Source organism: Citrobacter sp. 50677481 (genome assembly GCF_001463265.1).
Taxonomy (GTDB): Bacteria; Pseudomonadota; Gammaproteobacteria; order Enterobacterales; family Enterobacteriaceae; genus Citrobacter_A; species Citrobacter_A sedlakii.
The window spans coordinates 298,339-318,306 of the sequence record NZ_LNHZ01000075.1; the positions used below are offsets into that span (position 1 = coordinate 298,339).

Annotated in this window: 21 protein-coding genes; 14 read left to right on the forward strand and 7 right to left on the reverse strand. The window is 54.0% G+C overall.

Annotation, left to right across the window (positions count from 1 at the left end; genetic code table 11):
- Nucleotides 1–153: 153 nt before the first annotated feature.
- The 10 genes from mdtH (at nt 154) to APU02_RS23195 (ending at nt 7,607) form a co-directional block, all read left to right on the forward strand.
- Nucleotides 154–1,362 (forward strand): multidrug efflux MFS transporter MdtH, encoded by a 1,209-nt coding sequence (gene mdtH, locus APU02_RS23150; protein WP_060571355.1) that lies wholly within the window; start codon nt 154–156, stop codon nt 1,360–1,362.
- Between the two features lie 63 nt (nt 1,363–1,425).
- Entirely contained in the window at nt 1,426–2,073 is a 648-nt protein-coding gene (gene grxB / locus APU02_RS23155) for a glutaredoxin 2 (RefSeq protein ID WP_042283788.1), read from the forward strand.
- Nucleotides 2,074–2,202: 129 nt separating this feature from the next.
- On the forward strand, nt 2,203–2,763 hold the full coding sequence (locus APU02_RS23160; RefSeq protein ID WP_042283790.1) for a lipoprotein: 561 nt from the start codon (nt 2,203–2,205) through the stop codon (nt 2,761–2,763).
- Nucleotides 2,764–2,865: 102 nt separating this feature from the next.
- Nucleotides 2,866–3,912, forward strand: a complete 1,047-nt coding sequence (gene pyrC / locus APU02_RS23165; protein ID WP_060571356.1) for a dihydroorotase — start codon at nt 2,866–2,868, stop codon at nt 3,910–3,912.
- A 75-nt stretch (nt 3,913–3,987) separates the two neighbouring features.
- The gene (gene dinI / locus APU02_RS23170; RefSeq protein ID WP_042283794.1) at nt 3,988–4,233 is read left to right on the forward strand and encodes a DNA damage-inducible protein I; all 246 of its coding nucleotides are present in this window, start codon (nt 3,988–3,990) and stop codon (nt 4,231–4,233) included.
- A 299-nt stretch (nt 4,234–4,532) separates the two neighbouring features.
- Complete coding sequence (bssS, locus tag APU02_RS23175; RefSeq protein ID WP_042284725.1) at nt 4,533–4,787, forward strand: biofilm formation regulator BssS; 255 nt, start codon at nt 4,533–4,535, stop codon at nt 4,785–4,787.
- Nucleotides 4,788–4,917: 130 nt separating this feature from the next.
- Entirely contained in the window at nt 4,918–6,039 is a 1,122-nt protein-coding gene (solA, locus tag APU02_RS23180; RefSeq protein ID WP_060571357.1) for an N-methyl-L-tryptophan oxidase, read from the forward strand.
- Between the two features lie 49 nt (nt 6,040–6,088).
- A complete protein-coding gene (locus APU02_RS23185; RefSeq protein WP_042284727.1) occupies nt 6,089–6,202 on the forward strand; it encodes a YceO family protein in 114 nt (37 codons plus the stop codon).
- Nucleotides 6,203–6,462: 260 nt separating this feature from the next.
- The gene (locus APU02_RS23190; RefSeq protein WP_060571358.1) at nt 6,463–7,035 is read left to right on the forward strand and encodes a cytochrome b; all 573 of its coding nucleotides are present in this window, start codon (nt 6,463–6,465) and stop codon (nt 7,033–7,035) included.
- Entirely contained in the window at nt 7,032–7,607 is a 576-nt protein-coding gene (locus tag APU02_RS23195) for a YceI family protein (RefSeq protein WP_060571359.1), read from the forward strand. Before APU02_RS23190 ends, APU02_RS23195 begins: the two co-directional genes overlap by 4 nt.
- Nucleotides 7,608–7,704: 97 nt before the next feature.
- On the opposite strand, the gene APU02_RS23200 is transcribed toward APU02_RS23195, so the two are convergent.
- On the reverse strand, nt 7,705–8,757 hold the full coding sequence (locus APU02_RS23200; RefSeq protein ID WP_060571360.1) for a rhodanese-related sulfurtransferase: 1,053 nt from the start codon (nt 8,755–8,757) through the stop codon (nt 7,705–7,707).
- 225 nt (nt 8,758–8,982) lie between these two features.
- Here APU02_RS23200 and APU02_RS23205 point away from each other — a divergent pair, with 225 nt between their 5' ends.
- The 3 genes from APU02_RS23205 to APU02_RS23215 all read left to right on the forward strand — a co-directional run bounded on the left by APU02_RS23205 (nt 8,983) and on the right by APU02_RS23215 (nt 11,739).
- Entirely contained in the window at nt 8,983–9,903 is a 921-nt protein-coding gene (locus APU02_RS23205) for a Kdo(2)-lipid IV(A) acyltransferase (RefSeq protein WP_042283799.1), read from the forward strand.
- Between the two features lie 158 nt (nt 9,904–10,061).
- On the forward strand, nt 10,062–11,282 hold the full coding sequence (mdtG, locus tag APU02_RS23210) for a multidrug efflux MFS transporter MdtG (RefSeq protein WP_060571460.1): 1,221 nt from the start codon (nt 10,062–10,064) through the stop codon (nt 11,280–11,282).
- Between the two features lie 82 nt (nt 11,283–11,364).
- Complete coding sequence (locus APU02_RS23215; protein ID WP_042284731.1) at nt 11,365–11,739, forward strand: MysB family protein; 375 nt, start codon at nt 11,365–11,367, stop codon at nt 11,737–11,739.
- Here APU02_RS23215 and APU02_RS23220 read toward each other — a convergent pair whose 3' ends face one another.
- The 3 genes from APU02_RS23220 to mdoG form a co-directional block, all read right to left on the reverse strand.
- Nucleotides 11,740–11,967 (reverse strand): YceK/YidQ family lipoprotein, encoded by a 228-nt coding sequence (locus APU02_RS23220; protein ID WP_060571361.1) that lies wholly within the window; start codon nt 11,965–11,967, stop codon nt 11,740–11,742.
- Between the two features lie 106 nt (nt 11,968–12,073).
- Nucleotides 12,074–14,602 (reverse strand): glucans biosynthesis glucosyltransferase MdoH, encoded by a 2,529-nt coding sequence (gene mdoH, locus APU02_RS23225; RefSeq protein ID WP_042283804.1) that lies wholly within the window; start codon nt 14,600–14,602, stop codon nt 12,074–12,076.
- On the reverse strand, nt 14,595–16,130 hold the full coding sequence (gene mdoG, locus APU02_RS23230; RefSeq protein WP_082636903.1) for a glucans biosynthesis protein MdoG: 1,536 nt from the start codon (nt 16,128–16,130) through the stop codon (nt 14,595–14,597). Before mdoG ends, mdoH begins: the two co-directional genes overlap by 8 nt.
- A 278-nt stretch (nt 16,131–16,408) precedes the next feature.
- On the opposite strand from mdoG, the gene mdoC reads away from it, so the two are divergent.
- Nucleotides 16,409–17,569: a glucans biosynthesis protein MdoC gene (mdoC, locus tag APU02_RS23235; protein ID WP_060571362.1), complete on the forward strand. Its 1,161-nt coding sequence runs from the start codon at nt 16,409–16,411 to the stop codon at nt 17,567–17,569.
- 11 nt (nt 17,570–17,580) lie between these two features.
- Here mdoC and APU02_RS23240 read toward each other — a convergent pair whose 3' ends face one another.
- The 3 genes from APU02_RS23240 to APU02_RS23250 form a co-directional block, all read right to left on the reverse strand.
- Nucleotides 17,581–19,062, reverse strand: a complete 1,482-nt coding sequence (locus APU02_RS23240) for a phospholipase D family protein (RefSeq protein ID WP_082636899.1) — start codon at nt 19,060–19,062, stop codon at nt 17,581–17,583.
- Nucleotides 19,004–19,537, reverse strand: coding sequence for an O-acetyl-ADP-ribose deacetylase (gene ymdB, locus APU02_RS23245; protein ID WP_060571364.1), 534 nt, complete (start codon nt 19,535–19,537; stop codon nt 19,004–19,006). Before ymdB ends, APU02_RS23240 begins: the two co-directional genes overlap by 59 nt.
- An 89-nt stretch (nt 19,538–19,626) precedes the next feature.
- Nucleotides 19,627–19,950, reverse strand: coding sequence for a type 1 fimbrial protein (locus APU02_RS23250; RefSeq protein WP_042284734.1), 324 nt, complete (start codon nt 19,948–19,950; stop codon nt 19,627–19,629).
- Between the last annotated feature and the right edge of the window lie 18 nt (nt 19,951–19,968).

A 19,968-nucleotide genomic window follows, 5' to 3' on the forward strand; every position in this document is an offset into this window, starting at 1 on the left:
TGCATTTTGATAAAAACTCTCTATCAAGACGGACTTTTGATAAAAAAATATTGTCCCGGTCAGGGGTGGGCAAAAAGAGAGCAAAGCCGCAAAATAGGATCCTCTTCGCTCTGTCTACTCGGAATATTGAGAGTATTTTCCCGGGAGGGGAAAATGTCGCGCACCTCGCAGGCCAGGAACCTGGGTAAATATTTCCTGCTCATCGATAACATGCTGGTCGTGTTAGGCTTTTTCGTCGTGTTCCCGCTGATCTCCATTCGCTTTGTTGACCAAATGGGCTGGGCCGCCGTCATGGTCGGGATTGCCCTGGGTCTGCGTCAGTTCATTCAGCAGGGACTGGGCATTTTTGGCGGCGCGATTGCCGACCGTTTTGGCGCCAAGCCCATGATCGTCACCGGTATGCTGATGCGCGCCACCGGGTTCGCCACTATGGGAATCGCCCATGAACCCTGGCTGCTGTGGTTTTCCTGCTTTCTCTCCGGTCTCGGCGGGACACTTTTCGATCCGCCCCGCTCTGCGTTGGTGGTTAAACTGATCCGCCCGCAGCAACGCGGTCGTTTTTTTTCACTGCTGATGATGCAGGACAGCGCAGGCGCGGTAATTGGCGCGCTGTTAGGTAGCTGGCTGTTACAGTATGATTTTCGTCTGGTGTGCGCGGTAGGCGCGGTGCTGTTTGTTTTATGCGCGGGCTTTAATGCCTGGCTGCTGCCCGCGTGGAAGCTGTCGACTGTGCGTATTCCGGTGCGTGAAGGGATGCGCCGCGTACTTAATGACAAGCGCTTTGTCACCTATGTGCTCACACTGGCGGGCTATTATATGCTGGCGGTTCAGGTCATGCTCATGCTGCCGATAATGGTCAATGACATTGCCGGTTCACCGGCAGCGGTAAAATGGATGTACGCCATTGAAGCCTGCCTGTCGCTGACGTTGCTCTACCCCATCGCCCGCTGGAGCGAAAAACGTTTTCGTCTTGAGCACCGGTTGATGGCCGGGCTGCTGCTGATGTCGCTCAGCATGCTGCCTGTCGGCCTGGTGAGCGATTTACAGCAGTTGTTCACCCTGATTTGCACCTTTTACATTGGTTCGATAATCGCTGAACCGGCGCGGGAAACGCTGAGCGCGTCGCTGGCGGATGCCCGGGCGCGCGGCAGTTACATGGGCTTTAGCCGTCTTGGTTTAGCCATTGGCGGCGCGATAGGCTATATCGGCGGCGGCTGGCTGTTTGATATGGGAAAATTGCTCCAGCAGCCGGAGCTGCCGTGGATGATGCTCGGCATTATTGGCGGTATCACCTTCCTCGCGTTAGGCTGGCAGTTCAGCCATAAACGCACACCGCGAGGTATGCTCGAACCGGGCGCCTGATTTGATACCTGCTCGCGTCTCCTCCATACTGACAAAGAACCGACAGTAAAATGGAGGAGAAACGTGAAGCTTTATATTTACGATCACTGCCCTTTCTGCGTCAAAGCCCGCATGATTTTCGGCCTCAAAAACATTCCCGTCGAACTGAACGTCCTGGCCAACGATGACGATGCCACGCCGACCCGTATGGTTGGTCAGAAAATGGTGCCGATTCTGCAAAAAGACGACAGCCGCTATATGGCGGAAAGCATGGACATTGTGCATTACGTCGACAACATTGATGGCAAGCCGCTGCTGACCGGCAAGAAGGTTCCGGCTATTGACGAATGGCTGCGTAAAGTGAACAGCTACGCTAACCATCTGCTCCTGCCGCGCTTTGCTAAATCAGCCTTTGACGAATTTTCCACGCCATCAGCCCGTCAGTACTTTACGCAAAAGAAAGAGGCAATGATCGGCAGTTTTGCCGACCATCTGGCTCACTCTGCGGGGCTGACGAAAAAAATCAGCGACGACCTCCGGGCGCTGGATAAGCTGATCGTTCAGCCCAACGCCGTCAACGGCGAACTGTCCGAAGACGATATTCAGCTTTTTCCCCTGCTGCGCAACCTGACGCTGGTGGCAGGCGTGAACTGGCCGACGCGTGTGGCGGACTATCGCGACAATATGGCAAAACAGACACAGGTCAATCTGTTATCATCCATGGCGATATAACCTTCGCTGGCGGCGGCATCGTTTCGCATGTCGCCGCTATTTTCAGTTTTTTCTACTGGCGCGGTTTGTGCCGGTAACACATGCTGCTCAGGTCAGGATTTTGACAATGGCAACATGTCGAGGAACCTCATGAAGACGATTTTTTTTGCCGCTGCGCTGATGGTTGGCGGCCTGCTGGTCGGCTGTAACCAGCTCACGCAGTACACGGTAAGCGAACAGGAAATTAATCAGGCACTTGAAAAACATAACAATTTTTCTAAAGATATTGGCTTACCTGGCGTCGCCGACGCCCATATCGTGTTGAATAATCTGGCGAGCCAGATCGGTCGCGAAGAACCGAATAAAGTCACCCTCACCGGCGATGCGAACCTGGACATGAATTCGCTGTTTGGCAGTCAGAAAGCGACCATCAAGTTGAAACTGAAAGCGCTACCAGTGTTCAACAAGGATAAAGGCGCCATCTTCCTGCAGGAGATGGAAGTGGTGGATGCTACCGTCACGCCGGAGAAAATGCAGAGCGTCATGCAAACGTTGATGCCCTATCTGAATCAGTCGCTGCGCAACTATTTTAATCAGCAGCCGGCTTACGTACTGCGTGAAGACGCCAGCAAAGGCGAGGCGATGGCGAAAAAATATGCCAAAGGCATTGAGGTGAAACCGGGCGAAATCATTATCCCGTTCACGGACTAAATGACAAGGGCGCTCCGGCGCCTTTTTTTACGTGCAAACGAAAACGTTTCCGCTTATCCTTTGTGTCCGGCAAAAATGACATTCCCCAGCCGGAGCATATTGATGACAGCACCCTCCCAGGTTTTAAAAATCCGCCGCCCAGACGACTGGCACCTTCACCTTCGCGATGGCGACATGTTGAAAACGGTCGTGCCGTACACCAGTGAAATTTATGCTCGCGCCATTGTGATGCCGAATCTCGCGCCGCCGGTCACCACGGTGGATGCGGCTATCGCCTACCGTCAGCGCATTCTTGATGCGGTGCCTGCCGGGCATTCATTTACCCCGCTGATGACCTGCTATTTAACGGACACGCTGGATCCGGATGAGCTGGAACGCGGCTTCCGCGAAGGGGTGTTCACCGCGGCAAAGCTGTATCCGGCAAATGCCACCACCAACTCCAGCCACGGGGTGACCTCCGTCGACGCCATTATGCCGGTGCTGGAACGGATGGAAAAACTCGGTATGCCGCTGCTGGTCCACGGTGAAGTCACCCACGCGGATATTGATATTTTCGACCGCGAAGCGCGTTTTATCGTGACCGTCATGGAACCGCTGCGGCAGCGGCTTCCCGCGCTGAAGGTAGTCTTTGAACATATTACCACCAAAGATGCCGCCGACTATGTCCGCGAGGGCAACGAACTGCTGGCGGCGACAATTACCCCCCAACATCTGATGTTCAACCGCAATCATATGCTGGTGGGTGGGATTCGCCCTCACCTGTACTGCCTGCCCATCCTGAAACGTAACGTTCATCAGCAGGCGCTGCGTGAACTGGTTGCCAGCGGCTTTGCGCGCGCATTCCTTGGAACCGACTCCGCTCCCCACGCACGGCACCGCAAAGAGTCGAGCTGCGGCTGCGCAGGCTGCTTTAACGCGCCGACGGCGCTGGCGAGCTATGCCACTGTCTTTGAAGAGATGAACGCGTTAGCGCATTTTGAGGCATTTTGTTCACTGAACGGACCGCGCTTTTACGGGCTGCCGGTTAACGACACTTTTGTTGAACTGGTACGCGAAGAACGGCTAGTGCCGGAAAGCATCCATGTTGCGGATGACACGCTGGTGCCGTTCCTCGGGGGTGAAACAGTACGCTGGTCCGTTAAAGCATAAAATAATCAGCGCCGCCTGTTGTCAGCGGGTTATTTTAACTGTATAAATAACCAGTATATTCAACAGGGGGCCATTATGCGTATTGAAGTCACTATTGCAAAAACTTCTCCGTTGCCAGCAGGCGCTATCGACGCGCTGGCTGGCGAACTCTCCCGCCGTATCACCCATCATTTTCCCGATAACGACGGAAACGTCACCGTGCGTTATGCCGCCGCGAATAATTTGTCCGTGATTGGCGCGACAAAAGAAGATAAACAACGTATCAGCGAAATCCTCCAGGAAACCTGGGAGAGCGCGGACGACTGGTTTATTACCGACTAAAAAAGCTGTGCTGTTGTGTGTTTGCCGGGTCGCCCCGGCTTTTTTACCACGCTATCTTTCCTGAATCGATAAACGGTTATAATTTCACCTATACTCAAAATAATTGGACAACTTACTTAAAATTAATGAACAAGATGGTGATTAATTCCCCACAATATTCCTAAAAAGGAGAAATTTATCCTTTTCTCCCTTTAAATTTACCGTGAATACCCTTATTTATTGATATACTGAAGTTGCTTCAGATAAAAACGCATTGAACCTCGAAAACCGTTGTCTTGTAACACGAATTAGGGGGCATGATGGAAAAGAATAATGAAGTCATTCAGACTCATCCGCTTGTGGGATGGGACATCAGCACCGTGGATAGCTATGATGCGCTGATGCTGCGTTTGCACTACCAGACCCCAAATCGCCCTGAAACGGACGGAACGGAAATAGGCCAAACGCTCTGGTTAACCACCGATGTTGCCAGACAATTCATTTCGATCTTAGAAGCGGGTATCGCCAAAATAGAATCTGGCGATTACCAGGAAAATGAGTACCGTCGTCATTAACGAGACGGTGATGGCCACTCACAAAAGGCACCTTCATGGTGCCTTTGCCGTTTCTGGTTTGTATCACATGGGTTGTATAACGGCGTTCACTTAATTACCCTGCCCCTATCGCGACAGCAGAGAGAACCCCATGAATTACGATTTAATCATCATTGGCAGCGGCTCCGTCGGTGCGGCCGCCGGTTATTATGCCACTCGCGCCGGGCTAAACGTGCTGATGACGGATGCCCATATGCCGCCGCATCAGCAAGGCAGCCACCACGGCGACACGCGACTGATCCGACACGCTTACGGCGAAGGCGAGAAGTACGTGCCGCTGGTGCTGCGCGCCCAGGCGCTTTGGGATGCGCTTTCCACCCATAGCGACGAGCCGATCTTTGTTCGTTCCGGCGTCATTAATCTTGGCCCGGTCGATTCCCCATTTCTTGCAAACGTCGCTCACAGTGCGAAACAGTGGCAGCTTAACGTCGAGCGTATGGACGCTGCCGCTGTCATGGCGCGCTGGCCCGAAATCCGCGTGCCGGATGACTATATTGGTCTGTTTGAAGCAGACTCCGGATTTGTCCGTAGCGAGCTGGCTATCGCCACCTGGATACGCCTGGCGAAAGAAGCTGGCTGCGCACAGCTGTTCAACTGCCCGGTCACGGCAGTCCGTCATGACGAAGGCGGCGGCGTCACGGTTGAAACAGCCGACGGCGAGTACCGCGCGAAAAAAGCGCTGGTCAGCACTGGCACCTGGGTGCGCTCGCTGCTCCCCGAACTGCCGATCCAACCGGTGCGCAAAGTCTTCGCCTGGTACCAGGCTGACGGACGCTACAGCGGCAAAAACAACTTTCCGGCGTTTACCGGGGAACTGCCGAACGGCGACCAGTATTACGGTTTCCCGGCAGAAAACGACGCGCTGAAGATCGGCAAGCACAACGGTGGTCAGCGTATCCAGTCAGAAGATGAGCGTACACCGTTTGCCAGCGTCGCCAGCGATGGCGCAGAGGCGTTTCCGTTTCTGCGTAACGTGCTGCCCGGCATTGGTTGTTGTTTGCATGGCGCCGCCTGTACTTATGACAACTCGCCGGATGAAGACTTCATCATCGACACCCTGCCTGGTCACGACAACACGCTGATTGTCACCGGTCTTAGCGGACATGGTTTTAAATTTGCCCCGGTCCTCGGTGAGATCGCCGCCGATTTCGCGCAGGACAAACCATCCGGTTTTGACCTTACGCCATTCCGGCTGTCTCGCTTTACGGCATAATTCCCCCATGGCCTCACCCTGAGGCCATTTTTATGTGGTGAACAACATTATGCGTCGTCTGATTCATTACCTTGCTAACAATATTCGCGAACATCTGGTGCTCTACGTTATTTTGTGGTCGCTACTGCTCGTTCTGGATATTATTTATATCCTGTTCTTCTAAGCGCGATGCTTGACAATTTTTGACAAAAACTGAAGTGAAGCGGATTCTCATTGGGATTTTTTGAATGATATCCTTTCTCTCATGACGCAGCTCTGCGGTTATAAAAAAGCATTCTGCGCGAATTCCTTGATTGATTCTTAAAAGTTAAATCAAAATTATTGATTGAATTTAAAATAACGCCAGGGTTGTTATTTTTTAGTTGCAATAATGTCTATTCCACGCCATTTTCATTCAATCCCGAAATATTAAATGGTGTGTTTATGCAGTTATCAAATACTCCTCAACGTTATGGTTACCTCTCCGTTGCGCTGCACTGGCTCACCGCCGTGGTGGTCTACGGGATGTTTGGCCTTGGATTGTGGATGGTGTCGCTCAGTTATTACGATAGCTGGTATCACCAGGGGCCGGAACTGCACAAAAGTATCGGCATTTTGCTGATGTTCGGTCTGCTGGTGCGCGTCGTGTGGCGTGTTATCTCGCCGCCGCCTGCCGCGCTGAAAAGCTACTCTACTCTCACCCGTATTGGCGCAACGCTGGGTCATATCACGCTGTATCTGCTGCTGTTTGCCATTGTCATCAGCGGTTATTTGATCTCAACCGCTGACGGCAAGCCGATCAGCGTATTCGGCTGGTTTGAGATTCCGGCGACCTTCGCCGACGCAGGCGTCCAGGCTGACCTCGCCGGTAGCGTACACCTCTGGCTGGCCTGGACGGTTGTCATTCTCTCCGTTCTGCATGGCCTGATGGCCTTCAAACACCACTTTATCGATAAAGACGACACCCTGAAACGCATGTTGGGGAAATCGTCATCTGACTATGGAGCTCAAAAATGAAAAAAAGCCTGCTGGGTTTAACCCTCGCCTCTTTGCTGTTCACTACCGGTTCCGCCGTGGCGGCCGACTATAAGATTGACAAAGAAGGACAACATGCCTTTGTTAATTTCCGTATTCAGCATTTAGGCTACAGCTGGTTGTACGGGACGTTCAAAGACTTTGACGGCACCTTTACCTTCGATGAGAAGGATCCTGCTGCGGATAAAGTCAATGTCACCATTAACACCAATAGCGTTGATACCAACCACGCCGAGCGTGATAAGCACCTGCGCAGCGCTGATTTCCTGAACGTGGCGAAGTTCCCGCAAGCCACCTTTACCTCCACCAGCGTGAAGAAAGACGGCGATGAACTGGATATCACCGGTAATCTGACCTTAAATGGCGTTACCAAACCCGTCACCCTGGAAGCGAAGCTGATTGGTCAGGGGGATGACCCGTGGGGGGGAAAACGCGCAGGCTTTGAAGCGGAAGGCAAAATTAAGCTGAAAGACTTCAATATTACTAAGGACTTGGGTCCGGCATCACAGGAGGTAGATTTGATTATCTCCGTGGAAGGCGTGCAGCAAAAATAAACCTGGCGGGAAGCCCGATGGGGTTACGCTTGTCGGGCCTGAATAATGGCAATCCAGGGTTGGCCGGATGAGGCGTTTCATCGCCATCCGGCCAGGGTTATTCGGCAGGGTCTGGAATACCGAGAGCGGTATTCAAACGGCCACGAGACTTATTGAAAATCTTATTGCCATTTTCACGCCCCGCGCGGCGGCGGCGTTGTTCGTCTTCCGGCAGTGCGCTCTCTTCACAGCACAGCTCGCTGCAGCACCCCTTAAACTTCTCTGCGCAATCCGGGCACTGAATGAACAACAGATGACAACCGTCGTTTTTGCAGTTGGTGTGGCTGTCGCACGGCGCACCGCACTGGTGACAGTGCGCAATCACCTCATCGGAAATACGCTCACCCATACGCTCGTCAAACACGAAGTTTTTACCGATAAAGCGCACCGGTAACCCCTGTTCGCGGGCTTTACGCGCATATTCGATAATACCGCCTTCAATGTGCCACACCTTATTAAAGCCATTATGCTTCATCCAGGCGCTGGCCTTTTCACAGCGAATCCCACCGGTGCAGTACATCACAATCTTTTTATCTTTGTGCCCCTGCATCATCTCAACCGCTTTTGGCAACTGCTCGCGGAACGTGTCAGCCGGGATTTCCAGTGCGTTCTCAAAGTGGCCCACTTCGTACTCATAGTGATTACGCATGTCGATAAACACAGCGTCCGGATCGTCAAGCATGGCGTTCACCTCGGCGGCCTTGAGGTAGTCTCCAACGTTGCTGGCGTCAAAGTCCGGATCCTCAATGCCATCAGCCACAATGCGGTCACGCACTTTCATGCGCAGAACCCAAAAGGATTTGCCGTCATCATCCAGTGCGATGTTCAGACGCAGCCCCTCCAGCGCGGGATCGAAGGCGTACAACTGCTGGCGGAAGCGCTCAACCTGACTTTGCGGCACGCTGATCTGGGCATTGATCCCCTCGTGCGCCAGATAGACGCGACCAAAAACGTTCAACGACGTTAAGGTTTGATACAGCGCATCACGGGTGGCCTGGGGGTTTTCAATGGTAAAATATTTATAGAATGAGATCGTCGTGCGGGGTTCAGTTTCCGCCAGCATCCTGGCTCTGAGCACATCATTGGAAATGCGGTTGTGTAACACTGGCATGGTGTACGGTTCCTGCAATAGGTGAAAAACAAAATCGGGCGGCATCATATAGCAATCGCTGCCAATTTACATCCACACATTTTGCGCTACATTTCATGCTTCACGCTAAAAAATTCACAACATTTGTTCTTTTTGTCACCACTCTCAGGGCGCAAATTTTTGCTGGACGCGAAAAAGTGCGACAATACAGATAATTGCCCGTTTTACGTTCACTACAGGAATGAGATGACGAATTTACCTAAGTTCTCCGCAGCATTACTGCATCCACGGTACTGGTTAACCTGGCTCGGTATTGGCGCACTTTGGTTGGTCGTGCAGTTGCCCTACCCGCTGATCTATCGTACAGGACACGCGATGGGACGTCTGGCGCTTCGCCTGATGAAGCGCCGTGCGAAAATTGCGTATCGCAATCTTGAGCTCTGCTTTCCGCAGATGAGCGAGCAGGAACGCCACGAGATGGTGGTCAAAAACTTTGAATCAGTCGGCATGGGTGTGATGGAAACCGGCATGGCGTGGTTCTGGCCCGATCGCCGCGTATCTCGCTGGACGGAAGTGATCGGTATGGAACATATTCGCGACGTTCAGGCGCAGCAACGTGGCATTCTGCTGGTGGGGCTGCACTTTCTGACGCTTGAACTGGGCGCGCGGCAGTTTGGTCTACAGGAGCCGGGAATTGGCGTTTACCGACCAAACGATAATCCGCTGATTGACTGGCTGCAAACCTGGGGCAGGATGCGCTCCAATAAATCTATGCTCGATCGCAAAGATCTGAAAGGCATGATCAAAGCGCTGAAGAAAGGGGAAGTGGTCTGGTACGCCCCGGATCACGACTACGGCCCGCGCGCCAGCGTATTTGTGCCGCTGTTCGCCGTCGACCAGGCCGCCACCACTTCGGGCACCTGGATGCTTTCGCGCATGTCCAACGCCTGCCTGGTGCCGTTTGTGCCGCGACGGAAACCTGACGGTAAAGGGTATCAGCTTATCATGCTGCCGCCGGAATGCTCGCCGCCGCTGGATGATGCGGAAACCACTGCCGCCTGGATGAACAAAATTGTGGAAAAGTGCATCATGATGGCGCCTGAACAATATATGTGGCTGCATCGCCGCTTTAAAACGCGCCCTGAAGGTGTCCCTTCCCGTTATTGAGTGTTCTTTCCGCAGCCCGCTATGGGCTGCCTTTCCCCCTCTTTTAGCTTTAAAAGCGCCTCACATTGCAGGGTTTCCGGGTCCGGAGCATACTTAAGTCACGTTAGAATAAATTGTTTTTTCATCCTGCGCTGCCGCGCAACAAACTGCGGATCGCTATGTCACCCTCAGATATACCAATAAACTGGAAACGCAATCTCACCGTCGCCTGGCTCGGCTGCTTCCTGACCGGCGCCGCCTTCAGCCTGGTGATGCCCTTTCTGCCGCTCTACGTCGAACAGCTCGGCGTAACGGGCCATAGTGCGCTGAATATGTGGTCCGGCCTGGTGTTCAGCATCACCTTTTTGTTTTCCGCCATCGCCTCGCCGTTCTGGGGAGGACTCGCCGATCGCAAGGGCAGAAAGATGATGCTGCTGCGTTCTGCGCTGGGCATGGCGATCGTCATGCTGCTAATGGGCATGGCGCAAAATATCTGGCAGTTTTTGGCACTGCGCGCTCTTCTGGGTCTGCTTGGCGGGTTTATTCCTAACGCCAACGCGCTGATCGCCACCCAGGTGCCGCGCAACAAAAGCGGTTGGGCGCTGGGCACGCTGTCAACCGGCGGCGTCAGCGGCGCGCTGCTCGGCCCGCTGGCGGGCGGTCTCCTTGCCGATCAGTATGGCCTGCGTCCGGTGTTTTTTATCACCGCCAGCGTCCTGCTGGTCTGCTTTCTACTGACGCTGTTTTTTATTCGTGAAAACTTCACGCCCGTCAGCAGGAAAGAGATGCTTCACGTTCGTGAGGTTGTCGCCTCGCTGAAGAATCCCAGACTGGTGCTCAGCCTGTTCGTCACCACGCTGATTATTCAGGTCGCGACCGGCTCTATTGCGCCAATACTGACGCTATACGTACGCGAACTGGCGGGCAACGTCAGTAATATCGCGTTTATCAGCGGGATGATCGCCTCGGTGCCAGGCGTTGCGGCTCTGCTCAGCGCTCCGCGCCTGGGTAAACTGGGCGACCGTATCGGTCCGGAAAAAATCCTGATCGTCGCGTTAATTATCTCCGTTTTGCTGCTGATCCCAATGTCGTTCGTACAGACGCCGTGGCAGTTAGCGATCCTGCGCTTTTTACTCGGCGCCGCAGACGGCGCGCTGTTACCTGCAGTACAAACGTTGCTTGTCTATAATTCGACCAATCAAATCGCCGGGCGCATCTTCAGCTACAATCAGTCATTTCGTGATATCGGAAACGTGACCGGGCCATTAATGGGCGCGGCGATCTCCGCCAGCTACGGTTTTCGCGCTGTCTTTCTGGTCACGGCGGGCGTGGTGCTGTTTAATGCCGTTTATTCCTGGTACAGTTTGCGCCGTCGCGCCGTGTCGCGCGTGACTGGATGATTTTTCAGGATTCATCCTTGCAAAATCCCAGAATCAGCTATTCTTTCCCTGAATACTTCATCGCATTAAAGGGAGAAACATGATGACTATGTACGCAACGCTGGAAGAAGCCATTGACGCCGCCCGTGAAGAGTTTCTGGCTGACAATCCAGGCCTGGAACAAGATGACGCCAGTGTCCAACAGTTCAACGTGCAAAAATATGTGCTTCAGGATGGCGACATCATGTGGCAGGTTGAATTTTTTGCCGACGAAGGCGAAGAAGGGGAATGTCTGCCGTTGCTCAGCGGTGAAGCCGCGCAAAGTGTTTTTGACGGCGATTATGATGAGATTGAAATCCGTCAGGAATGGCTGGAAGAAAATACGCTTCACGAATGGGATGAGGGTGAGTTTCAGCTTGAGCCGCCGCTGGATACCGAAGAAGGTCAGGCTGCGGCCGATGAGTGGGACGCACGTTAATTAGTCATAGGGACCGTGATGCATGTCGAGCGGGAGCAGCAGGGTGTCAAACACCAGCGAGAACGGCAGATCGAGTATGGTAAGGTAGCGCCAGGCTGAATCCCGCACGTCCCATTGAACACCCGGATAGTACTGGTTACCGTGCCCCTGTCCGGGGATGGTCCGGCTGATGACGCTACCGCATCCAGACAACAGCATCACCATCATAGCCACCGCAATGACGCGCATAATCTCCCTCCCCACCCTTATTCTTCGTGGAAAAAAATACCGGCGCAAGCCGGTATTTAACACTGCATGATGCCGGATACGCGAAGCAGCATCCGGCAACAGCGCATTACGGTTTACGTAGCGCCTGCGGGTTAAGCGTAATCCCCTGATAATAATTTACCCAAGAGGAATATCGCTCAGGTGAATTCCACACCCGATAATGCAGGCGCGCCATCGTCACCGGATCGCTCAACAGCACCAGACGGCGGTCACGGTTGAGTTTTTCCGGCGTTTCGTTCAGCGCCTGCTCAACGTGGCGGTCACGGGCGATCTCCAGCACCTGGCTGGCGCGGTGACGCGCGGTCGCCATAGCGGTGGCGAGGGCGTTAAACGACGGGTTAAACACCGCATGCATAAAGCCATCATCCAGCGAACGGTTACGGTTCATCACCAGGTACTTATCGGTATCGACCAGCACCTGCGGCGGTGAATACTCTTCGGGGATCAGGAACAGCTTCCAGCGTTTGGTGCGCAGACCGACCGTCGAACGGCTGGATATCACCGACACGAACGGCGACAGGATCAGCGAGAACACAATCGGCGCCAGCCAGAACAGGAAGCGCAGATCCAGCCACGCCATGCCCACCGCCCAGACCAGACCGAGCAGCAGTTGCGAACCGTGGCGCATAAACGCCTCGCCCCACGGGGTAGAGTCATCATCACGCTGCGGCGAGTTCCAGACCACTTCCCATCCCAGGAAGGCGCTGACCACAAACACGGTATGGAACAGCATACGCACCGGCGCCAGCAGCACCGAAAACAGCACCTCAAGCAGCAGCGACAGCGTGACCCGAATAAACCCACCGTATTCTTTGGTGCCTTTGCACCAGATAAGCAGAATACTCAGCAGCTTCGGTAAGAACAGCAGCACCATCGTGGAGGCAAACAGCGCAATCGCCAGTTCCGGACGCCACTGCGGCCACACCGGGAACAGCTGACGCGGTTGCAGGAAGTATTGCGGTTCCGTCAACGCGTGCACCACCTGAAGGGCCGTTGACAGCGCCAGGAACATAAACCACAGCGGCGCCGACAGATACGACATCACCCCGGTCAGGAACACGGCGCGATGCACCGGGTGCATCCCTTTTACCAGGAACAGACGGAAGTTCATCAGGTTGCCGTGACACCAGCGGCGGTCACGTTTCAGTTCGTCAAGCAGGTTCGGCGGCAGCTCTTCATACGAACCGGGTAAATCGTAGGCGATCCACACGCCCCAGCCTGCACGACGCATTAGCGCCGCTTCCACGAAGTCGTGAGACAGAATGGAGCCCGCAAACGACCCTTCGCCCGGCAGCGGCGCCAGCGCGCAATGCTCGATAAACGGCTTCACGCGAATAATGGCATTGTGGCCCCAGTAGTGCGATTCCCCCAGTTGCCAGAAGTGCAGACCGGCGGTAAACAGCGGTCCGTAGACGCGCGTCGCAAACTGCTGGCAGCGGGCGTACAGGGTATCCATTCCGGAGGCTTTCGGCGATGACTGGATGATCCCGGCATTCGGGTTCGCTTCCATCAGACGCACCAGCCCGCTGAGACACTCCCCGGTCATGACCGAGTCAGCATCCAGCACCACCATATAGCTGTACTGGCTTCCCCAGCGACGGCAGAAGTCGTCAATGTTACCGCTTTTACGCTTCACACGACGACGACGGCGACGATAGAAGATCTGCCCTTCGCCCTGCACTTCGGCAATCAGCTCCATCCACGCCTTTTGCTCTGCCACGCAGATATCGGGGTTGTAGCTGTCGCTCAGAATGTAAACGTCGAAATGCGCCGCGTTGCCGGTCGCCTTTACCGACTCCCACGTCGCCCGCAGACCGGCAAAGACGCGGTCCACGTCTTCGTTACAGATCGGCATAATCAGCGCGGTACGGTGTTCAGGGTTCAGCGGCTCATCGCCAACTGTGGACGCGGAAATACTGTACTTATCGCGGCCAATTAACAGTTGCAGGAACCCCATCAGCGCGGTCCAGAAACCCGCAGATACCCAACAGAACAGCACCGCGAACAGGATCAGGATCCCGGTTTGCAGCACATACGGCAGCAGCTGCATAAAGGAAACCCACAGGTCCTGCCCGACCATATCCATCGGATTGATCAGCGCCCAGCCCTGATAAGGAAGAATGGTCTTCATATACCAGGTGGCGACGACGGTCTGCGCCAGGGTCAGCAGTAGCAAAATGTAGCGACGAATCGTACCGACGGTACGCCATTTCTGCTCGCTTTCCTGCTCCTCTTTGGTCAGACGAGAAAGGTAGCGCGGCGTGACGTCACGGCCACGCAGACGATCCCAGAAGCGTCCAACCGGGTTAGTGCGCCACGGGTCGGGAAACATAGACGAACGTTTGGCTTTCGGCATGGCCTGGAGCTGATCGCGTCCTTCATCGTCTTTGATCAGTTGCCCTTCCGGCAGCGAATTCGGCCAGGCCTGCTCCAGGCGCGCTTTCACAGACCCCTGCGGTGAATCGTCTTCTCGCGAGTAACGGCGATGCTCGGCATCCAGCGCTTCATGCACTGCGCGGATGTCAGTGTTCGGCAGCGCCGCTTTCTCGATGTCCGAGAGCGGCATTGCATCAATGTACTCAGTTGTCTTATTCATTGGCAGGTAACTGGTAGCTCCAGGTTTCACTCAGCGTCTGGTCGGCGTTGACCAACGCCGCACGCATTTCCGTGGTTTTCTTCGCGTCTTTCACTTTTACGCGCAGCGTCAGACGCCACCCCTTGGTGACAGGGTTATAACGCACGGTATTTTCTACGATCTCGCCGTTGTCGCCGATGCTGGTTTGCGCGGTAACCGGGGTATCCTGCGGCAGCTTTTTCATGTCGGTGCCGGCAAAATCCACGATAAACGCGATGGTGCCGTCAGGCTGGCGAATGAGATTCGACTGTTTGACGTCGCCGGTAGAACGGCGCGTCTGCTGCACCCACGCGTTATCCGGCGCATGAAGTTTGTCTTCATCGCGGCTGAACGTCAGGGTGTATTTGAAGTTCATCTCTTTGCCCGCTTCAGGCAGTTGATCCGGAGTCCAGTACGCCACGATGTTATCGTTGGTTTCATCGTTGGTCGGAATTTCAACCAGCTCAATTTTCCCTTTGCCCCATTCGCCTTTCGGCGTAATCCAGGCGCTCGGACGCAGATCGTAGCGGTCGTCGAGATCTTCAAAACGGGAGAACTGGCGACCGCGCTGCAGCAGGCCAAAGCCCTGCGGGTTCTCCATCGCGAAGCTGCTCACCGCCAGATGTTTAGGGTTGTTCAGCGGACGCCAGATCCATTCGCCGTTGCCCGCGTGGATCGACAATCCGTTAGAATCATGCAGCTCCGGGCGGTAGTTGGTGGTCGGCGACGGCTGGTTCGGCCCAAACAGGAACATACTGGTTAACGGCGCAACGCCCAGTTTGCCGACTTTGTCGCGCAGATATACTTTTGACTGGACGTCGACCACGGTGTCGCGCCCAGGAATGATGACAAAACGATAGGCGCCGGTCGCACGCGGGGAGTCCAGCAGCGCGTAAATGGTCAGGCGTTTGTCCGTCGGTTTTGGACGTTCGATCCAGAACTCACGGAAACGGGGAAATTCTTCGCCTGAAGGCAGCGCGGTATCAATCGCCAGCCCGCGGGCAGACAGGCCATAAACCTGTCCGGCGCCCAGCACGCGGAAATAGCTCGCGCCAAGCATGCTGACGATTTCATCGTTTTTGTCTTTGCTGTTGATCGGGTACAGCACTTTAAAACCGGCGAATCCGAGATCCTTTACCGTGTCTTTGTCATGCTGTACGTTGCCAAAATTGAAGTAATCCGGGCTGTATTTGATTCTTTTAACCGTCGTCGCGGTCACTTCGTTGATTTTGACAGGGGTGTCGAAGTACATACCCTGGTGGTAGAACTCGAGCTTGAATGGGGTCTTGATATTGCTCCAGTAGGCTTTATCGCGATTAAACTGGATCTGCTGATAGTCCGCGTATTTCATATCGCGGAAAACGGAGGGCAAGTTGCTTTTTGGCGCCTCATAGCCTTTACCGGCTAAGGATTGCGCTTGTTTTGCGACGTCATCGATGGTGAAAGCCCAACCAGACGTGGTGGACAACGCGAACATGACGGCTGCACCCAACCAACGCATTTTCATCATTTGTGGTTTATGTTTCATAATAAGTAAGCACTTCCCCCTTTGTGTGCTTATATCGATCCGATCTATTTTAATGGATAATCAGGCATTAGGACAACTGAATCCCTGTATTGTTCAGCACGCTGGCTCATGCTTTAAGCATCCGTCTGAGCCTTTTTCACTTTGCGTGCTTATCCTGGAGACAGGCTGCTGTCCTTCGTGTAGGGTTGCCCCCGAATGTAACTATTATTCGTCTTAGGGATAAGGCGATTAGTCTGAGAATCTGAGAATACGAAACCTCTATGAATTCCGTACCCGCGCAGCGTGAATATTTTCTTGACTCCATCCGCGCCTGGCTGATGTTGTTGGGTATCCCTTTCCATATCTCGTTAATCTATTCCAGCCACACCTGGCACGTGAACAGCGCCGACTCGTCATGGTGGCTCACCGTGTTTAACGATTTTATCCATGCATTCCGTATGCAGGTTTTTTTCGTTATTTCAGGGTATTTTTCATACATGTTATTTTTGCGTTATCCGCTTAAACGCTGGTGGAAAGTGCGCGTTGAGCGGGTCGGCATTCCCATGCTGACCGCTATTCCGTTGCTGACGCTGCCGCAATTTATTATGTTGCAATATGTGAAAGGGAAAGCGGAAAATTGGCACTCGCTCTCTTTGTATGACAAATATAATACGCTGGCCTGGGAGTTAATTTCCCACCTGTGGTTTTTACTGGTTCTGATAATAATAACAACCGTAAGCCTGTGGCTATTTAGTCTGCTGCGCAATAAATGGACAGCGGCGAATAAAAATCGCCTCACCACCCTTTCGATGTCAAAACTGACGCTGATCTTTTTATTCACCGGAGTCGGTTATGCGGCAATCAGACGAACGATTTTTAGTGTTTATCCGTCGATTCTCAGTGATGGCATGTTCAATTTCGTCGTCATGCAAACGCTATTTTATGTGCCTTTCTTTCTCCTCGGCGCGCTGACGTTTATTTCGCCGGAACTCAAAGCGCTGTTCACCAGGCCGTCTCGGGGCTGCACGCTGGGCGCAGCCTTCGCCTTCGCGGCCTATCTGTTGAACCAGCGCTACGGCAGCGGCGACGCCTGGATGTACGAAACGGAGTACGTGATCACCATGGTGATGGGACTGTGGATGGTTAACGTGGTGTTTTCATTAGGGCATCGCTTACTCAATTTTCAATCCGCCCGTGTGACTTACTTTGTTAATGCTTCGTTGTTTATCTATCTGGTGCATCATCCGTTGACACTGTTCTTTGGCGCGTATATTACCCCGCATATCACCTCCAATCTGCTCGGGTTCCTTTGCGGGCTGGTATTTGTGATAGGTATTGCGCTGGCGCTCTACGAAATTCATATACGCATACCGCTGCTGAAGTTCCTTTTTTCGGGTAAGCCTGCGGTAAAACAGAGTAAAAACGCCAGCGTGGCGAATTAAAACCCGCCCGGTTACAGTAGCCATTCGACAGGCAAAATGGTCGCCAGTCGCACCAGAACCCGCTTCCAGAACCCGGTTGCGGGTTCTTTTTTTAGCACGACTTCCCGGTCGTTCTGGTGGTCGACCCAGTTAATGCGCCCCCAGCGATCGAGGCGCAACTGCCAGGCGGCGTTGCGCTGGCTTTCAGTAAAGCGCTTATGAATCAGGGTCGCCAGCGACTCGCTTTCGATAACAAATCCCATCTCGGTATTCAGCAGCGTCGAGCGCGGGTCAAAATTGAGAGAGCCGATGAACACGTTGCGCCCGTCAATACTGAAGGTTTTAGCGTGCAGGCTGGAGCCGGAATTACCGGTCAACCCCCGATCGTGCACCACCGTTTCGTGCTCCCGGGTAGGCTTGAGTTCGTACAATTCGACGCCATAGCGCAACAGTTTTTTCCGCCAGCGGGCGTAACCGGCATGGACCACGGCAACATCATTGGCCGCCAGCGAGTTCGTCAGAATCGCTATCCTGACGCCTTTTCTTACCAGTTGCAGCAGTTGGGCGACACCCGCCCGGGTCGGCACAAAATAGGCGGATATAATGTCAATCCGCTCCTCGGGCGATCCCATCACGTCGAATAATCGCTGCGGCAACAGCGAGTGACGCTGCGCTTTTCCCTCTCCTTTTGCCGGATCATCGCTAAGCAGCCGGGTTTTCGCCCAAATCAGCGGGAGCGAGGCGTGTTCAAGCTGCGACATAAACTGGCTGGTTTCCAGCTTATGCAGATAACGGCGCGTGATCTCATCGTTATACCAGGATTCCGGAAGCTCTATCCGTTCAGTGATCTCTTGCTCGGAAAGCGAAAGCACAGACTTGAGCGTCGAAACCGATCCGCAGCGCCAGTAGCGCTCGAAATCATCGGCAACATCCTGCACCACCGGGCCAATAGCCATTACGTCGAGATCGGAAAACAGCGGTTCCTGCCCGGCACCAAAATAGGCATCGCCAACGTTACGCCCGCCGACCAGCGTCACAACGCCATCCACGGTGAAGCTTTTATTATGCATCCGGCGGTTAAGTCTGGCGAAATCGGTCAGATAGCCCAGCGCCCGCAGCATGCGAAAGGAGAAAGGATTAAACAGGCGGACTTCAATATTCGGATGGCCGTCAAGCAGTTGCAGCGTATCGTCAAGGCCAGGCGTGTTGTTATCGTCCAGCAGCAGGCGGACGTGAACCCCGCGTCTCGCCGCCGCCAGCAGGACTGCGAACAGGAGTCGCCCTGACATATCATTTTCCCAGATGTAATACTGGATATCGAGCGTGCGCTCCGCCATTTCGGCCAGCCGATAACGGGCCGCAAACGCATCAAGGCTGTCGTCCAGCGCCAGGATGCCGCACTTCCCCGGATGACGCTCACATACAGGGATAATGGCATGCGCGAGCCGGGTCAACTCATTCGTCGCCTTGTTGGGTGAGTAAACGCTGGTAAAGTCGGGTAGTTTCTTCGTCATAACAGACAAAGTATATCTGCTCCGGTGAAGCGCGACGGGTGATGAAGTCTGAAACTGTGTTCACCGCAATTTCTGCCGCCGCCGCCCGCGGATAGCCATAGACGCCAGTGCTGATGGCCGGAAAGGCAATCGACTGATACCCATTCGCCAGCGCCAGATTCAGACTGTTGAAGTAAGCGTCATGCAGCAGTTGCGCTTCATTATGCTCACCGCCGCGCCAGACCGGGCCGACCGTATGTATCACCGCCTTCGCCGGTAGACGTCCTGCAGCGGTAATGACCGCGTGTCCGGTTGGACAATCGCCCTGCTGTTGCCGGACCTTCATGCAGGCCTCCAGCAGTTCCGGACCGGCTGCACGGTGAATGGCCCCATCAACCCCGCCGCCGCCCATCAGCGACGCGTTAGCGGCGTTAACGATCACATCAACAGCGACGGTGGTGATATCGCCGTGAATAACATGAATACGCGATTCCATAGGTTCTCCTTGCAGAACGTTCTTTTTCAAGTGTACAGCAGGCCACCCAGTGAAATCGCCTTTTTCGTGCAGAGATTCCGTTGTCATTGTTAACGGTAATTGATGTTCATCACCGCGAGCGTTTTGTTTTTATCAATGTACTGCATGTTGACAGACGCGATCTGTTTAAAATGGTGAGGGGCGTTGATCAATTCCTGTGGTGAATAGTACTGAGTGTGGATTTGCCCTCCGCGATTGCAGGACAGCGCAAAGCGGTGTTGAACGCGATCCACCTCGCATGGCGGCTCGACAATCTGACCGGTAAAACGTATGACGCCCCCCTGGTGGTCTGCATCAGCTATCGCGACGGCGGAAAAGAGAGAAAAGAGACTAAGAGTTAAAACGGTTTTTAGTACAGTGACAGAAAGCTGCATTGTGATTTCCTCAATGAT

Bases quoted from the DNA above. Each gene is read 5' to 3' on its own strand.
- APU02_RS23190 (WP_060571358.1), top strand. From the start codon at position 6,463: ATGCAGTTATCAAATACTCCTCAACGTTATGGTTACCTCTCCGTTGCG.
- APU02_RS23195 (WP_060571359.1), top strand. From the start codon at position 7,032: ATGAAAAAAAGCCTGCTGGGTTTAACCCTCGCCTCTTTGCTGTTCACT.
- APU02_RS23200 (WP_060571360.1), bottom strand. From the start codon at position 8,757: ATGCCAGTGTTACACAACCGCATTTCCAATGATGTGCTCAGAGCCAGG.
- APU02_RS23160 (WP_042283790.1), top strand. From the start codon at position 2,203: ATGAAGACGATTTTTTTTGCCGCTGCGCTGATGGTTGGCGGCCTGCTG.
- mdtG (WP_060571460.1), top strand. From the start codon at position 10,062: ATGTCACCCTCAGATATACCAATAAACTGGAAACGCAATCTCACCGTC.
- APU02_RS23215 (WP_042284731.1), top strand. From the start codon at position 11,365: ATGACTATGTACGCAACGCTGGAAGAAGCCATTGACGCCGCCCGTGAA.
- ymdB (WP_060571364.1), bottom strand. From the start codon at position 19,537: ATGGAATCGCGTATTCATGTTATTCACGGCGATATCACCACCGTCGCT.
- mdoH (WP_042283804.1), bottom strand. From the start codon at position 14,602: ATGAATAAGACAACTGAGTACATTGATGCAATGCCGCTCTCGGACATC.
- mdoC (WP_060571362.1), top strand. From the start codon at position 16,409: ATGAATTCCGTACCCGCGCAGCGTGAATATTTTCTTGACTCCATCCGC.
- mdoG (WP_082636903.1), bottom strand. From the start codon at position 16,130: ATGATGAAAATGCGTTGGTTGGGTGCAGCCGTCATGTTCGCGTTGTCC.
- APU02_RS23220 (WP_060571361.1), bottom strand. From the start codon at position 11,967: ATGCGCGTCATTGCGGTGGCTATGATGGTGATGCTGTTGTCTGGATGC.
- solA (WP_060571357.1), top strand. From the start codon at position 4,918: ATGAATTACGATTTAATCATCATTGGCAGCGGCTCCGTCGGTGCGGCC.
- APU02_RS23240 (WP_082636899.1), bottom strand. From the start codon at position 19,062: ATGACGAAGAAACTACCCGACTTTACCAGCGTTTACTCACCCAACAAG.
- bssS (WP_042284725.1), top strand. From the start codon at position 4,533: ATGGAAAAGAATAATGAAGTCATTCAGACTCATCCGCTTGTGGGATGG.
- mdtH (WP_060571355.1), top strand. From the start codon at position 154: ATGTCGCGCACCTCGCAGGCCAGGAACCTGGGTAAATATTTCCTGCTC.
- dinI (WP_042283794.1), top strand. From the start codon at position 3,988: ATGCGTATTGAAGTCACTATTGCAAAAACTTCTCCGTTGCCAGCAGGC.
- pyrC (WP_060571356.1), top strand. From the start codon at position 2,866: ATGACAGCACCCTCCCAGGTTTTAAAAATCCGCCGCCCAGACGACTGG.
- APU02_RS23185 (WP_042284727.1), top strand. From the start codon at position 6,089: ATGCGTCGTCTGATTCATTACCTTGCTAACAATATTCGCGAACATCTG.
- APU02_RS23205 (WP_042283799.1), top strand. From the start codon at position 8,983: ATGACGAATTTACCTAAGTTCTCCGCAGCATTACTGCATCCACGGTAC.
- APU02_RS23250 (WP_042284734.1), bottom strand. From the start codon at position 19,950: ATGCAGCTTTCTGTCACTGTACTAAAAACCGTTTTAACTCTTAGTCTC.